At 52.2% G+C, this 14,952-nt stretch carries 12 protein-coding genes; all 12 read right to left on the bottom strand.

Annotated elements, in window-relative coordinates; translation table 11 throughout:
• Window positions 1-7 precede the first annotated feature (7 nt).
• The 12 genes from cobC to cobN all read right to left on the bottom strand — a co-directional run bounded on the left by cobC (window position 8) and on the right by cobN (window position 14,945).
• Window positions 8-535 carry an alpha-ribazole phosphatase gene (gene cobC / locus ASG33_RS11195; RefSeq protein WP_056284533.1) on the bottom strand — a complete coding sequence of 176 codons (528 nt, stop codon included), beginning with the start codon at window positions 533-535 and terminating at the stop codon, window positions 8-10.
• The gene (locus ASG33_RS11200) at window positions 520-1,311 is read right to left on the bottom strand and encodes an adenosylcobinamide-GDP ribazoletransferase (RefSeq protein WP_056284536.1); all 792 of its coding nucleotides are present in this window, start codon (window positions 1,309-1,311) and stop codon (window positions 520-522) included. The genes cobC and ASG33_RS11200 overlap by 16 nt, the downstream gene beginning before the upstream one ends.
• Window positions 1,308-2,330: a nicotinate-nucleotide--dimethylbenzimidazole phosphoribosyltransferase gene (cobT, locus tag ASG33_RS11205; RefSeq protein ID WP_056284539.1), complete on the bottom strand. Its 1,023-nt coding sequence runs from the start codon at window positions 2,328-2,330 to the stop codon at window positions 1,308-1,310. Before cobT ends, ASG33_RS11200 begins: the two co-directional genes overlap by 4 nt.
• Window positions 2,331-2,360: 30 nt before the next feature.
• Window positions 2,361-2,864, bottom strand: a complete 504-nt coding sequence (locus ASG33_RS11210) for a bifunctional adenosylcobinamide kinase/adenosylcobinamide-phosphate guanylyltransferase (RefSeq protein WP_056284541.1) — start codon at window positions 2,862-2,864, stop codon at window positions 2,361-2,363.
• Window positions 2,865-3,443 (bottom strand): cob(I)yrinic acid a,c-diamide adenosyltransferase, encoded by a 579-nt coding sequence (locus tag ASG33_RS11215; protein WP_056284544.1) that lies wholly within the window; start codon window positions 3,441-3,443, stop codon window positions 2,865-2,867. It abuts the gene before it with no gap.
• 38 nt (window positions 3,444-3,481) lie between these two features.
• Window positions 3,482-4,657, bottom strand: coding sequence for an ABC transporter substrate-binding protein (locus ASG33_RS11220; RefSeq protein WP_056284546.1), 1,176 nt, complete (start codon window positions 4,655-4,657; stop codon window positions 3,482-3,484).
• The gene (locus ASG33_RS11225) at window positions 4,647-5,183 is read right to left on the bottom strand and encodes an AAA family ATPase (RefSeq protein WP_056284548.1); all 537 of its coding nucleotides are present in this window, start codon (window positions 5,181-5,183) and stop codon (window positions 4,647-4,649) included. The genes ASG33_RS11220 and ASG33_RS11225 overlap by 11 nt, the downstream gene beginning before the upstream one ends.
• Window positions 5,183-6,121: an adenosylcobinamide-phosphate synthase CbiB gene (cbiB, locus tag ASG33_RS11230; protein WP_056284551.1), complete on the bottom strand. Its 939-nt coding sequence runs from the start codon at window positions 6,119-6,121 to the stop codon at window positions 5,183-5,185. Before cbiB ends, ASG33_RS11225 begins: the two co-directional genes overlap by 1 nt.
• Window positions 6,100-7,122 carry a histidinol-phosphate transaminase gene (locus ASG33_RS11235; protein WP_056284555.1) on the bottom strand — a complete coding sequence of 341 codons (1,023 nt, stop codon included), beginning with the start codon at window positions 7,120-7,122 and terminating at the stop codon, window positions 6,100-6,102. Before ASG33_RS11235 ends, cbiB begins: the two co-directional genes overlap by 22 nt.
• A 6-nt stretch (window positions 7,123-7,128) precedes the next feature.
• Window positions 7,129-8,610 (bottom strand): cobyric acid synthase, encoded by a 1,482-nt coding sequence (locus ASG33_RS11240; protein ID WP_056284559.1) that lies wholly within the window; start codon window positions 8,608-8,610, stop codon window positions 7,129-7,131.
• Window positions 8,611-8,690: 80 nt separating this feature from the next.
• Window positions 8,691-10,646 (bottom strand): magnesium chelatase subunit D family protein, encoded by a 1,956-nt coding sequence (locus tag ASG33_RS11245; protein WP_056284563.1) that lies wholly within the window; start codon window positions 10,644-10,646, stop codon window positions 8,691-8,693.
• Between the two features lie 15 nt (window positions 10,647-10,661).
• Complete coding sequence (gene cobN / locus ASG33_RS11250) at window positions 10,662-14,945, bottom strand: cobaltochelatase subunit CobN (protein ID WP_056284566.1); 4,284 nt, start codon at window positions 14,943-14,945, stop codon at window positions 10,662-10,664.
• Window positions 14,946-14,952 lie beyond the last annotated feature (7 nt).

Below are 14,952 nucleotides of genomic sequence, written 5' to 3' on the forward strand. Positions count from 1 at the left end.
CTTCTGTTCATTTTTCAGGCGTGATTACGATCACTGCGCCGTATTTTACTTCAATCTTGAAAAAGTCGGCAAGCATTGTTCCGCGGTAGATTGTCAGCAGCATCCGGATTACACCTGCATGCGTCACTATGGCGATGCGTTGCAGTTTTGTTTCAATGAGTTCATTCCAGAATGTACTTACCCGCTGCTGCAAGTCGATCATACTTTCGCCACCGGGCACGCGGCAGTTTACAAAATCATCCATCCACTTTTGAAGGTCATTTTGATCAACCGTATCCCAGGCTTTCCCTTCCCAATCACCGAAATCGAGCTCGGCGAGGCGTAAATCTGTTGTGAATGCAGGAGCGATCTTCCCGGCGAGCAGCGTACAACGTGTGGCAGGACTGGAATATACCTGATCGAAATCCGCAGGGAGCTGCGTTTTTATAGTTTCAAATTCCTTCTCAAAATCTTCGGTAAGCGCGACTTCAAGCCGGCCGTAGATCAAGCCTGGCGAGAGTGCCGGGGTAGTGTGCCGGATCAGATAAATTTCCATGATGCAGCCAGGCAAATGTAAAAAGCCACTTCACACACCTGCTGGACCGCACCCAGACAATCCCCCGTATATCCGCCGATCCATTTTACAAAATACCGGCTCATTGCCCAGGTAATTATCCCCAGGAATAGGATCGACAAGAGCGGAAGCGCAGAGCTGACCATTACGCAGAGGAAAAGCAAAGGCATAATCCCGAAAACAGCAGCAATCGCCAATGTGGCAGCCGTCACATTTTGCGCCACCGGCTTCGATTTACTGTCGTCGGTATCACGTGCATAAGGCTGACTGTAAATGATAAATGCCGGCATCAACCGGCTGATCGCATGCGCAGCAATCCATAACCCGAAAACATGGGAGATCTGACTTCCAAAAAGGTTAATCAGCAGTTGTAACAAAGCAAATTTCAGCGCAAGAATGCAAACCAGACCCACTGCACCGTAGGTACCGAGGCGACTGTCTTTCATGATAATCAGGATCTTCTCGCGTGTCCAGCCGCCGCCGAAACCGTCGCAGGTATCCGCGAAACCGTCTTCGTGAAGTGCGCCGGTGGTGAGAATCGAGGCTATTACCGAAAAGATAATCGCAATGGGAATGCTCGTCAGCGGGAAAACCACCAGCCACACCGCAGCCGAAATCGCCCCGACAATCCAGCCGATGAACGGCAGAAAACGTGTCGCCGGGCTCAAATGGTCGGGCTTGAATACTACCCAGCCCGGGATAGGTATCCTGGTGTAGAACTGCAGCGCAGCAAAAAAGAGGGCAGCCTGGTGTTTCATAAATCTGGCTTTCCGCTGATACCGGCACTTTCAAAACTCGCCATTTCATTAAAGAAGGCAACTGCGCTTTGCAGGATCGGGTAAGCCACTGCGCAGCCTGTCCCCTCGCCCAGCCGCATTCCCAGTTGCAGGATCGGCTTCGCATTCAGCGTTTCCAGTAAGATCCGGTGTCCCCTTTCTTCGGATTGATGACAGAATACAGCATTTTGTCGCACGCGATGGTTCATTTTCAAAGCCGCCAGGTAAGCAGCCGAAGCTATAAACCCGTCGACCAGCACAAGCATCTGCCGGGCAGCCGCTTCCAGCATTGCGCCGCACATCATCACGATTTCGAATCCCCCGAAAGTCTGTAATACCTGCAACGGATCATTCCCGCCAGGCTTATGCCTTTCGGCAGCCTCCGTCAGAATCTGGATTTTCCTTTCCAATCCTGCATTGTCTAACCCGGTACCTTTCCCCACACAATCTTCCAGAGGAAGGCCCAGCAACCGGCTCATGATCATTGCCGCAGAAGACGTATTACCAATGCCCATTTCCCCAAAACCAATCACATTGCAGCCTGTTTGGCTAATGGATTCCACCAGCTTGGCACCTTCATCTAGGCAGCGCAAACATTCGTCTGCCGTCATAGCAGCACCTTCCAGGAAGTTCTTTGTTCCAAAACCGATTTTGCGGTCAAGTAGCATATCATGACGCGTAAATTCATAATCCACACCAGCATCCACGACCGTCAGTTCAATCCGGTGCTGCCGGGTAAATGCATTGATCGCCGCGCCTCCATTCAGAAAATTCAGTACCATTTGCGCAGTTACCTCGGTCGGATAGGCACTTACCCCGCTTGCAGCGATACCGTGACTGGCTGCAAAAACAATGATATGTGGCGAAACCAGGCGGGGACTGAGCGTATTCTGTACCGAGGCGATCTGGTAAGCCAGATCTTCCAGTAAGCCCAGTGCACCTGTCGGTTTGGTTTTAAAATCAATTTTCTCCCTGATCCGGGCATCTAAATCCTGCTGCATCTTTGGTGTTGTAATATTTTGTTCCAATTGTTATTTCAAAAAAAGCGGCAGTCCCGAAACCATGAATACGGCTTTTTCAGCAATTCCAGCAACATACTGATTGGCCCACCCCTGCAAGTCGGTAAACTTCCTGCCGACTTCTGTATCCGCATGCAACCCCATTCCGATCTCATTCGAAATAATTATAAATGTTCCCGGCATAGAGGCGAGCGCATCCATCTCAGCCTTGAAAGCTTGCAGCGCTGCTTCAATGTCCTGCTCATGCGCCATAAACAGGTTAGTCAGCCAGAGGGTCACGCAGTCGATCACCGCTACGCGGTGGTGCAGCGGCAGCAAATGAATGTGTTGCTCCTGCTCCATCAGCTCCCATTCCGGGCCGCGTTCGTTCCGGTGCAGCTGCACGCGGCGGGCAAAATCTTCGTCCCAGATCCTTGCCGTGGCTACATAAACGGGATTTTCGCTGAGCTGCAATGCCATTTGCTGCGCATAGCTGCTCTTCCCGCTCCTGGCTCCGCCACTTACGTAAATGATCATTTATTCGGCGCTTTTAAATCGTTTGTACAGGAAGAGCTGCCACTTTTCTTCGGCCACACCAGCCTTGTCCATTTCTGCCCGGGCCAATGTGAAAAACAGGTCGGACAGTCGGTTGATATAGGCAGGTATCGCCTCGTGCACTTCGTCGGTTTTGATCAGGGATACGAGCCGCCGCTCTCCCCGGCGCATTTGGGTACGCGCCACGTGACAAAGCGCCGAAACTTCATTTCCGCCTGGCAGCAGGAAGTAGTCCGAAGGTGAAGTCATTGCCGCTTCGAGCGCATCTATCCATTGTTCACAAAACTCCGCTCCGTCTACCGGCATCGGGTTTTTATTCTCCTTTTTCGCATCCGAAGGCCGCGCCAGGTGCGACATCATATCCATTAAATCTTTCTGGATCTTTTGCAGGTTACCCTGCCATTCATGCGTCTCACCCAGCTTCACGCGCAGCAGCCCGATCGTCGAATTGGCCTCATCGAGCGTCCCAATGCATTCCACGCGCACATCATCCTTAAATACCCGGCTCCCGCCAAATAAACCCGTGGTTCCCTTGTCTCCTTTTTTGGTGTAGATTTTCATGTTTTTTGCTGTTAGCTGTTGGCTATTAGCCAAAGTCTTCACTCCACCCTCCTATAATACCCCAGCTCCCTTCCCGGCATCAGTTCCGGGTGGAGGATTTGGATGAGATCGGCTAGTATTTCGTGGGGGTTTACTGCGCCGGATTCCCAGTAATCATTGGCGCCCTGTTCGTTTGTTCTTTTGTTATAATTAAAAATTTGCCCTGACTTAAATGCCTTAAAATCAGCATAGCGCGTGTCTTTTCCCAGGATCTGCTCCTTCTTTGTGATATTCCCTATACTCACATTCAGCCAGTAATCGGCCTGCAGTGCAATGGGATATACTGCTTCAAAACTTAGCGGCAAACTCCCCGTGGCCCTCGTTCCCGACCAGTGGTAAGTAGCCCCCGCATCCTGCAAAAACTGACAGACATAACTGTTTCCATTGGGTACAAACCACGCATCCCGCGAGCTCATTCCTGTGACTACACTTGGCTTTACAGCTGCATTCCGGCCCATTGCGGCAAGCCGGTTATACTCCTTTTCCACGATCGCGAATCTTGCATTTACCTCGGCTTCCTTATTGAGCAGTGCGCCCATCAGCTTCACCCATTCAGCGCGGCCGAGCGGCGTGGTTTCCACCCATTCCGAATTGATCAGTACCGGGATACCCGCGGCCTGCAATGCTGCGTAATGGTTCATTTTGGATACTGGGCTTCCCGTCGCCATGATCAGGTCGGGGTGCATGGTGATCAGCTTTTCCTCGTTCAAGGCCTGGTCTTTTCCCACTTCCACGATCCGGCCCGCTTTAATTCGCTCAATCACGCGCGGCGACGATACATATTGTACATTCCCCAGCCCTACCAGCACATCCTCCGCTTCCAGGAATCCCGCCAGCCCGATGTGCATGGACGACATTGCCACAAGACTTCGTACCGGAATCTCTATCACCTGCGCCTCAGGATAAACTTTGGGCCGTTTTGAACCACGTGGTACCAGCAGGTAGGTGATCGTGTCAGCCGCTTTTTCAAACGGGCTGGCGATCTGGACCACCTTGAATGTTTTATGGTAGCTGATCCTGAAACCTTTTGCATATTTCACCTGCAATTCGCCTGAAAAGCGCTCATTTCCACCCCGGCGGATTTCATTTCTTTCGTAAAGCGAAGACGAGCTGCTACAGCCAAGCAGGAGCGAAAAAAGCAGGGAAGCAAGCAGGATGTTTTGTTTAAAATTCATTGATCAACATTTTTAATACAAACCTGACCCGCTCTTCAACTGTACCAAATGGAAGCGTAACGACATGATAGCCAGCCTCCTGATACACCTGACAAACAGCCTCATACAAAACCGCCGACTCTTCAAACGTCTGCCAGCGTTCGTCGTCATTGATATAGATCGCTTCCCAGGGCGGCGCGACAAAAACGGTGGGCGCATACCTCCATTGGCCCACAGCCGCCGAAAGTACCGGGCTTGATTCCAGGCCGCCCACCCGCAGGTAAGCCACAATATCGGGGATACCCCGGTCGAAAAAAGTAATCGCATTTGCATCAGCAGACCTGAAATCTGCCTCCATTCTGTCCAGACAAAGGGCTGCGAATGCATTCAGATCCAGCCAGGGCAAACAGGTACTTTGCAATGCAACCTGCTCGCGGATCAGCCCGCGTGATACTTCGGGCACCGTATTGAATCCTTGCTCCTGTAATGCATCCAGCAAGGTTGATTTGCCTGAACCAGGACCGCCTGTTATGATAATTGAGGGCATCAGTTAATTGTTAAATACATGATAATGCACACCAGCAGTATCATCGCAAAGCACACGAGATGATTGATCCGGCTTACATTTGCGATTTCGCAGGGAGCTATTTCGCGCTCCGTTTCACCTATGTAAGGTTTGTCGACGAGTACGTCGTGGTACGCATTCGGCCCACCGAAACGACAATTGAGAATGCCGGCAAGCGCTGCTTCCGGTAAGCCCGCATTGGGACTCTTATGTTTGTTCCCGAACCGGAGCATAAAGTCCAGTCCGCGCCAGCTTCCTGTAACGAATACCATTAAAAATGCGGTCAGCCTTGCAGGAATGAGGTTGGCAACATCATCAAGCCGGGCCGCGAACTTGCCGAATTGCTCGTAACGTGCATTCCGGTAGCCGATCATCGAGTCGAGCGTGTTCACCATTTTGTAAGCCATCATACCCGGCACACCTGCTACCAAATAGAAAAACAAGGGCGCCACCACGCCATCGCTGAGGTTTTCCGACATGGTTTCAAGTACCGCAATCCGTATTTGCTGCGCGGATAAGCGGGAAGTATCGCGGCCCACAATACGCGAAAGCTGCATTCTGCCCGCAGCTACACCTTCCATTTCCAGCTTTTGAAATACCTCCCTACCCTCCCGGATCAACGTTTTGTTGGCGAGCCCGTACCATACCAGCACACTGTTCAGCAGCAGGTAAAGCCAGGGAACAGCTGCGGTGATTTTGTTTATATACCAAAATGAAAGAAAGACTGAAACCACCAGCAATACAGTCAGGAGCATCCCCTTTACAAACCTGTAATTGCCGTTATTAAGCCTCTTTTCACCAAACGCGATCATGTTACCAAACAGCTTCACGGGATGCGGCCAGCTTTCGGGATCACCGAGCCACAGGTCCAGCATGTAGCCCGCGAGCAACGGGACAATCAGTAGTACAGCTTTTTCCATTCTTCCAATGCGTGAACGAGCAAGCTGTTTTGCTCCGGACTAAGTGTTGCCACCCGGAAGTGCTGACGTGTGAGCCCGCGGAAATTTCCTGCGTCCCTTATCAGAATGCCGTGTTGATCTAGCAGGAACTGTTTGAGGTGCCCCGCACTTCTTACCAGTGTTTTACATAGAAAAAAATGCGTCGCGCTTTCACTGGTTTCAATGGCCTCGTTTGCGCTAAGCTGTTTTAAAAAATCCAGTTTGTCGGAAAGCAGCTGTTCCACAGGTGGTTTGATTTTGTCGTAATTATCAAAAATGAAATGGCCGGCTGCCTGCGCCAATGCATTCACAGTCCACGGCTGCTTGATACTCCTCAGCTGGGATACAAGCTCCTCCTGGCCGGCTATATAACCCAGCCGCAAGCCCGGAATCGCATAAGTCTTGGTGAGCGACCGCAGGATGACCACATTCCGGAAAGTCTTCAAAAGACTGAATGCGCTTTCGACGCCGACGGTAAAATCGATGAATGCCTCGTCGATCACAAACAGACAGCCGGGGTTCCTTTTGATCCAGAACAGCAGGTCGGGAAAGACTTTTCCGGTAGGATTATTGGGATTGCAGATAAAAACCAGATCAGCGCGTAGCTGCGGCAGATCGAGGCCTTCTGACCAGGGCAAAAACCTCAGCTCGTGACCAAAAATGTGACACGCATCTTCATACTCGGAGAATGCAGGAGTGAGAATGGTGGTAGCGCGCCCGGAAAACAGCTGGGCGATCAGGTAAATGCTTTCGGTAGTCCCGTTGTTCACCAGAATCTGTCCGCTTTGCAGTCCGTGGTGCGCGGCGATTTTCTCTGAAAGCCGCTCTGCGGTTACCTCGGGGTACCTGTTCACTTCTTTCCATTTATCCCATACAAACTCCTTCATTCCCGCAGGCTCGCCGCCGTACCAGACGTTTGTACTGAAATCAGCAACGATATCTTTCCCAAAAGTGTAACCATCATCTCCGTGTCCGCTCAACATCTTCTGCTAGTATTTAAGGGTATTGTAAATCTGGTACATATCCACATTAGCGCGGATCAAATCCGCAAGCTTATCGTATTGCTGCTCCTTGAATGCCTGAAAATCCAGTTGCTTATCCACGAGCTCCGGGGTATACTGACCCAGCAGGTGATCGATCACGTGATCATTGTCCAGGATACCATGAATGTAAGTCCCCCAGGTTTTATGATCGAGGTAATGACCGTCTGTCCTGCCGTCGGCAAAGGTCACAACAGGCGACGGTGTACCTTTCACTTCGGTAGTTCCCATATGAATCTCATACCCGGTTGCGGGCTGTCCATTTTGAGAAAAGGTAAACTGGCACTGCAGGGTTGTTTTTTCTTTTTGTAAAATGGTAGATACCGGTAAAATGCCGAGCCCGGGAATCCTTTCAAGGCTGCCTTCTACGTGAAAAGGATCTTCTATACTTGTTCCGAGCATCTGATAGCCGCCGCAAATGCCTACTATCGTTTTTCCTGCTTTATGCGCCGCCACAATCGCTTTCGCCATTCCGTTATTCTTGATCACGAGCAGATCAGCGATCGTATTCTTGCTTCCGGGCACGATGATAATGGATGCTTTTTCCAATTCGGCCGGATCCTGGGTGTAGAACAAATGGACGCGCGGGTCATTTTCGAGGCGGTCGAGGTCGGTGAAATTAGAGAGTCGGCGGAGGAGTACCACGGCGATATTGATCTTTCCCTGCGCTGCATTGCGGAACTTGGATTCAAGTGAGACCGAATCTTCCTGTTCCAGGTAGATGTCGCGAAAGTAAGGCAAAATGCCGGTGACGGGCAGCTCGGTCAGATCTTCTAGCATTCGTTTTCCATCTTCAAACAATCTGACATCCCCGCGGAATTTATTGATGATAATGCCCTTCATACAGGCACGTTCTTCCGGTGTCAGAAGCGTAATTGTCCCGTAAACGCTCCCGAAAATCCCACCCTTATCAATGTCCCCGACCAGGTAAGTAGCAGCGCCGGCGTGGGCCGCCATGCGAAGGTTGGTGATATCCCGATGTTTCAGGTTCAGCTCGGAAATACTACCCGCGCCTTCCATGACAACCGGTGAATATTTAACCGAAAGCCTGTCGAAAGCAGCCTTCGCAGAAGTAAAAAGCGCCTGCTTGTCATTGGCCATAAAGTACTCGTAAGCAGACTGGTTACCAATGGATTTTCCATTCAAAATCACCTGCGAAGACTTGTCGCTCGTAGGTTTCAGGAGCACCGGGTTCATATCCGACTGACACGGGATACCAGCTGCCTCAGCCTGCATCACCTGCGCCCGGCCCATTTCAAGTCCGTCCGCAGTTACGTAGCTGTTGAGCGACATATTTTGCGCTTTAAATGGAGCGGGATGAAAACCATCCTGTCTGAAAATCCGGCAAAATCCAGCTGCTATGGCGCTTTTACCGACATCGGAGCCGGTACCGGCAAACATGATCGGGCGCAACCGTGTGATTATCGACATAGTATAAATTCAGTCCTGAAAGCGCTATTCAGCATTTACATTATCTTTTTACAAAACAAAAAACCACCACGCAATGGACATTAGCCAAGACGCCCGGTAACCGACGCCGTAATTCCTTCCTGCGACAGATCATCCAGCGCCACGCATTCTGCACCAAGTGCCTGCGCCAGCTCAGCCGCACGACCAAAACGGAGGTATCCTTTCTCTGTATCGAGTACCAGAGAAGTAGTGTTCAGGCTGGCGATCTGCGTGGCTAGTTGTACGGTTTGCAGCCACGGATCACCACCGCCCGCGAGTGGCACATTGGCTTTTCCATCACTTAAAATGACGAGAAAGGGTTTGATCCCCGGTCTGCTTTTATAGGACTCCAGCAGTTCCCGCGCCAGCTGCAGGGCATGTGCAAGCGGCGTGCGGCCGCCGGTAGGAAGCGACTGCATAGCCAGCCCGGCGCGCTCCGTGCTGGCGGTAGGTTCCAGCAAAACTTCTGCCTTCAACCCACGGAAAGAGATCACACCAACGATATCACGCTTTTGGTAAGCATCTTCCAGCAAACTCAGCACACTTCCCTTCACCGCCTCCATTCGCTTCCCGGCCGACATGGAACCGGAAGCATCCACAACAAAAAGGATCAGATGCCCCGCCCGGCCATTTTTCACTTTCCTGTGCAAATCCTCCCGCGAAAGCGCAATGCGATCGGGATCACGCGAAACGGCATGCATTACACTTGCAGTCACCGCAATATCTTTTGCAAAAACATCCTTTTCCGTCCGCACCTGCATTCCTTTAACAGTATCCCAGGCCCGGCTCCTCCGTCCACCCGAAATCTCCGGAACCACCACAGCCGCCTCCGACTTCAATTGAACATTCCCCAAACCCGCCACACCAAAAACCTCCTCATCACCACCCCCCGCCCCCTCGCCCTCGCCCAAAAATTCCAAATCCCCAAGCCCAGCCGCAACCCCAAGCTCAGGCGCAGCCCCAAGCCCAAGCTCAGGCGCAGCCGCAAGCTCAGGCTCAGCCGAAGGCGCAAGCCCAGGCGCAAGCCCAGGCGCAAAATCCATTGCCCCGGGATTCATCCCGGGGACCTTAGATGATCTGTGAATGAGGACAAGCTGGGCAGCTTGTTTAATATCATCGGCAATGACAGCGGATCTTCCCGCCCAGGCGGCCAGCGTAACCGCCGTTTTATACATCACAATATCCGCCCGCAAGCTCGCGACAGCCCATTCTATACAAAGCTGACTGATCAGCGTGAGCAAACCATCGGGCATTTGTACAGTCGGCAGCAACAACTGAGCACGGTATATCCTTTGCTGTAAAGCCAGCTGAGACACGCGCCATTTCTCTTCGAAAGCCGCCGAATCCGCTTCAAACTGCATTCTCCTCCTGACCACCTCTGTCCTTTCTGCAATATCCTGCGGCGGGGCAACCTCCACCATCAGTCCAAACCGATCCAGGAACTGCGGCCTGAGATTACCCTCTTCGGGGTTCATGGTACCAATGAGCACAAACCGGGCTGGGTGACTCGCCGACAAGCCTTCGCGTTCAATGGTATTGATGCCGGATGCAGCCACGTCAAGGAGCACATCGACCAGATGATCGGCGAGTAAATTCACTTCGTCGATGTACAAAATACCCCTGTGCGCGGCCGCCAGCAGTCCGGGTTGCAGCTTTCGCTTCTTTTCTGACAGGATCGCTTCCAGATCGAGGCTACCTATCAGCCGGTCTTCCGAAGCGCCGAGGGGAAGATCCACAAATGGCGGAGCGATCTTCTCGTGATCTTTTTCAGCCGGTTGATTATTGTCAGATTGTTCCGTTTCAATGGAGTTAACTATTGGATCAGGCTCCCGTTCTACCAGCGGCATTACAGCCGACAACCCACGCGCAGCAGTTGTTTTGGCGGTACCCTTTTCACCCTTGATCAACACGCCGCCGATAGCAGGGTTAACCGCACAGAGCAGCAGCGCCTGCTTCAACTTTTCTTGTCCCACAATGGCAGAAAACGGATAATAATGCATGGGTGTGTTCAAATTCATGTATTTCAAATGCGCCTATTCGCTCCTGGTTTCGACCAGCTCTTCGCTTTTCAGGTAAAGCGCTTTCAAATCTTCCAATGCTTCCGGCGAAGGGTTGGCCCACATACCTCTTTGCACCGCTTCCAGCAGCCGCTCCGAAATCGCGTGCAGTGCCCAGGGATTACTTTCTTCAAAAAACTGCTGCATGAAAGGATCAAGCGCGTAAGTCTCTGTCACCTTTTCGTACATCCAGTCGTCGACTACCTTGGCGGTCGCATCGTACCCGAAAAGGTAATCGACTGTGGCGGTAAGTTCGAGACCGCCTTTGTAGCCGTGCTTTTTGATGCTGTCAATCCACTTCGGGTTTACCACGCGCGAGCGGAAGACGCGCAAAGTTTCTTCTTTCAGGTCGCGCACGACGGGCTTACCAGGATTTTGAGAATCGCCGAAGTAATGCCGCGGTTGCTGGCCGGTGAGGTTTCTGATGGTAGCGATCATCCCGCCGTGAAATTGCAGGTAATCGTCGCTGTCGAAAATATCGTGCTCCCGGTTATCCTGGTTATGTAAAGCGATTTCCACGCCGGCGAGCTGGTTTTTGAATTCGCTTCTTGCATCCACACCCTGCGCATTTCTGGAATAGGCATACCCGCCCCAGTTCACATAAGCCTGCGCAAAATCCGCGTCCGAATGCCAGTTCTTCTCATCGATCAATGGCAATATACCCGCACCGTAAGTGCCCGGCGCCGCGCCGAAAACGCGGTATGCTGCACGGGCTTCGGCTTCTTCGGGAGAGAGTTCCTGGTCTTTATGTAATTCGGCAAGATCTTTCAGGTAGTGACTGCGGACGAAATTCTGGTCGAGAGGCTCGTCACTGGCAATCACCAGCTGCACAGCCTCATCGAGCAGCTCTATCAAATGCGGGAATGCATCACGGAAAAAGCCGCTGATGCGGGTAGTTACATCGATACGCGGACGGCCCAGTTCCGCAAGCGGGATAAGCTCCACACCGGTAATGCGCCGGCTCTCCGCCTGCCAGAGCGGACGCACGCCGAGCAATGCAAGAACTTCCGCTACATCATCCCCGTGCGTCCGCATGGCGCTTGTACCCCAGATACTGATTCCCACACTCTCGGGATAGCGGCCTGTTTCTTTCAAATGGCGCTCCAAAACTTCCCGCGCAAGCTGCTGACCAACTTCCCAGGCGGCCTTGGAAGGCAATACCCGCGGATCAACTGCATAGAAATTCCGGCCCGTGGGCAGAATATGCGCCATTCCCCGCGTGGGAGCACCGCTTGGGCCAGCAGGAATATATCCTCCTGAAAGTCCGTGCAGCAGGTTTGTTATTTCTTCATCTGTTTTGGCAAGATTAGGGACAAGTTCCACGCAAGCAAATTCCAGAATGCGCCTGATACCTGCTAATCCAGGTTTTTCAGGAACAAAGTCCATCGTTTCAAAAATGACCTGATCCACCGATTTTACATCAAAACCATAACTTCCCAGCAGGCTGAACAAATGGTTACTCAACTCATCAATGGCATCCAATGCATCCGCGCCTGTCACAATCTGCGTGCCGGCAAGCGACTGCAATGCATTGGGTACCTGCTGTAAACGCTCGCCTTTTCTGGTCAAAATTGCGTCGGTATCCAGACCAAAAATCCGCATCATTTCGGATTGCAGGCCGGGTATGTTCGCGTTGGGAAGGCGGGTGAGCGACTGCAGCATATCTGTCAGCGCCTGTCCCGCGGGCATTTCACCCAGCGTATGCAGTCCATTCCTGATCTGCGCGGCACCCAGCTCGCAGAGGTAACCGTCTATATCTTCGATCAAGTGCGCAATATCTTTTCCGTCCATTTCGGTAAGACTTACCGGCACCCCTTCCGGCGTCATCTCGTCGTCCCAATCGTGCTTGTGATCGCCGTGGTCGCGGCTTAGCATCGCGGCGAGATCAGCATCCAGGTTTGTTTGTCTGATCAGATCCCAGATCTGCCTTTGCAGCAGCGGCAGCTTCGCCGGATCAAGACTTTCCACCTGATAGTATTCATCCACCAGTTGAGTCAGTTCCGCCAGCTCGCCATAGCTGTCAGCCAAGGTCATAGGCGGTGTAAGATGATCGACCACTACGGCATGCGCACGGCGTTTGGCTTGCGAACCTTCGCCCGGGTCATTGATAATAAATGGATAAAACAGTGGCAAATCGCCCAGGATAGCATCAGGGAAACAGTTTTCTGATAAACCGATCCCTTTACCCGGCAGCCACTCCAATGTACCATGCTTGCCTACATGCACGATTGCATCCGCTCGCCATTCGTCGCGAAGCCAGCGGTACAATGCATAATAATGGTGTGTCGGGGGCAGGTCGGGCTGGTGATAAATGGCATCGGGATCCATTCCGTAGCCTCTCGGCGGCTGCAAGGCCACAAATGCATTTCCAAGTTCAAGTCCGGCGAGGGCAATGTGCCCGTTGTGTACGTAGGTTTCACCGGGAGGCGGCCCCCATTGTTTGGTCATTTTATCACGGATCAAAGGAGGCAATTCCTCAAACCAGCCTTGATATCGTGCCGCTGCAACGCGCCCGGTTGCATTGCCCAGCTGCGCAGGTGTAAGATAATTTTCATCGTAAGAACAGCGATCTATCAAACTGTGGATCAGCTCGTCGCCTGTTGCAGGAAGGTTTTGGATCCGGTATCCTTCTGCCTGCATGGCGTGCAGAATATGCATCAGAGAGGCCGGCGCATCAAGTCCAACCGCATTTCCTACCTGTGAGGCTTTTGTATTGGAGTTTGTGAAAATGAAGGCAACCTTTTTGTCCTGATTAGGTAAATGTTTCAGTCTTGCGAAACGAAGGGCGAGACCGGTAACCCTGTCGACGCGCTCGGCCAGTGGCTCGTAGCCTTTTGTCTCCTTGCCTTTTTCTTTGAAAGATACAGGTACCGTAATAATACGACCGTCAAATTCGGGTATAGCCACATTCATCGCGGTATCCAGCGGGTTCAGTCCCCGCGCCGACGATTCCCAAGGACCACGCGCCATCCCGCTGGTTATGGCCTGCAAAACAGGAACATCCAGTGAAGTAAGCGCAGCCACAGGTTTGCTGATCGTGCCCGCAGGCTGAATATCTGTAATTGCAAATGAGATCGTATTAATCAAAACATCCACACGCACAGGCGCTTCAAAGAACCGGAATGCAGCCGGCTTGCCGCTCCCCGCATCGGTGGATTTAAGGGAAGATGTAAAAACAGGCAATGCATTCAGCCCGCGTTCTTCCAGCGACGTTATCATCGCGTCAATAAAGGCGGTATTCCCGCTGATCCAATGCGCGCGGTAGAATGTAATAGCCACGGTCGCACGCGATGGATTGTGCCATTTCAGCCAATCAGCTATATCGGCATTATCGGGCAGGTCGGGGTGATAGATACCGTGCTCAGGCAATGCAGCTGCCGGCTCGGCGCCAAAGCCGGTCATTAGTAAATGGTCCGACAGATAAAACAGCAGAGAAGCCAGGTTGTTGTATCCTCCGGCTTGCAGGTAGCTCAATGTATCCTGCAAAATCGCGGGAGATACCGTGGATACTGCTGCAAATTCAGGGTTCAATTCACCTGTCCCGCTTACCACGATCAGGTGTTGCTGCCGTTGCCTGGCCAGGTTCACCAGCTCGCTAAAGCCCGGGATACTGCTCAACCTGCCGTGAATGCGGATCACGATAATTTTGGCTTCAGCAATTTCCCTTTCCAGCAGCTGCGCCATTTGCTCCTCGCTTTTAATACTCATCAAACTCATTCCCGACGTTTTGGGAAACTCATCAGGCAGCAACTCCATAGCCCGGCTGAGCGCCAACAGGTCGGTATCGGCGTGAGTAAGGAATACGATTCCTTCTGTTGGCAGAGCGGTCTGTCCGGACAAAGTCGCATTTTCAGATCCTTTCCAGGTATAAAATTGAAAAACATACTCAGCCAGGTCTGCCGGCGGCACGAGGTACCTGTCCGCTTTGACCATGCTCTCTATATAATCGAAAATCGCGACGATCTGCCAGTCGTTATTGATCGAGTGAAACCATACTGAATGCCCGTCAAAAAGCAGGGTAACCACATTGGCGAGTGTACACGGGCCCAGGCAGCCGCCTTTGGTCAGGTGCACTGTATTCCGCAGCTTTCGTTTCAGCCACTCGCTCTTGTAAAGCTCGACGGGTATAGCTGCATAGCCACGGTCAACCCGGCCGCAGCAGCAGGCATTATAGCAGTAGGACAAATGTCCCCTGCGCTGCACCAGGTTTATGGATTTTCCATCAGAGCGCGTGACACGCTGGCGTTTGTGCTGGATCATGTTTTGG

This window comes from Dyadobacter sp. Leaf189, assembly GCF_001424405.1.
Classification (GTDB): domain Bacteria; phylum Bacteroidota; class Bacteroidia; order Cytophagales; family Spirosomataceae; genus Dyadobacter.

What these genes read in the sequence shown, in the direction of transcription:
- cobN (WP_056284566.1), bottom strand. Translation starts at nt 14,945, where the DNA reads ATGATCCAGCACAAACGCCAGCGTGTCACGCGCTCTGATGGAAAATCC.
- ASG33_RS11235 (WP_056284555.1), bottom strand. Translation starts at nt 7,122, where the DNA reads ATGTTGAGCGGACACGGAGATGATGGTTACACTTTTGGGAAAGATATC.
- ASG33_RS11200 (WP_056284536.1), bottom strand. Translation starts at nt 1,311, where the DNA reads ATGAAACACCAGGCTGCCCTCTTTTTTGCTGCGCTGCAGTTCTACACC.
- ASG33_RS11210 (WP_056284541.1), bottom strand. Translation starts at nt 2,864, where the DNA reads ATGATCATTTACGTAAGTGGCGGAGCCAGGAGCGGGAAGAGCAGCTAT.
- cbiB (WP_056284551.1), bottom strand. Translation starts at nt 6,121, where the DNA reads ATGGAAAAAGCTGTACTACTGATTGTCCCGTTGCTCGCGGGCTACATG.
- ASG33_RS11225 (WP_056284548.1), bottom strand. Translation starts at nt 5,183, where the DNA reads ATGCCCTCAATTATCATAACAGGCGGTCCTGGTTCAGGCAAATCAACC.
- cobC (WP_056284533.1), bottom strand. Translation starts at nt 535, where the DNA reads ATGGAAATTTATCTGATCCGGCACACTACCCCGGCACTCTCGCCAGGC.
- ASG33_RS11215 (WP_056284544.1), bottom strand. Translation starts at nt 3,443, where the DNA reads ATGAAAATCTACACCAAAAAAGGAGACAAGGGAACCACGGGTTTATTT.
- ASG33_RS11245 (WP_056284563.1), bottom strand. Translation starts at nt 10,646, where the DNA reads ATGAATTTGAACACACCCATGCATTATTATCCGTTTTCTGCCATTGTG.
- ASG33_RS11240 (WP_056284559.1), bottom strand. Translation starts at nt 8,610, where the DNA reads ATGTCGATAATCACACGGTTGCGCCCGATCATGTTTGCCGGTACCGGC.
- ASG33_RS11220 (WP_056284546.1), bottom strand. Translation starts at nt 4,657, where the DNA reads ATGAATTTTAAACAAAACATCCTGCTTGCTTCCCTGCTTTTTTCGCTC.
- cobT (WP_056284539.1), bottom strand. Translation starts at nt 2,330, where the DNA reads ATGCAGCAGGATTTAGATGCCCGGATCAGGGAGAAAATTGATTTTAAA.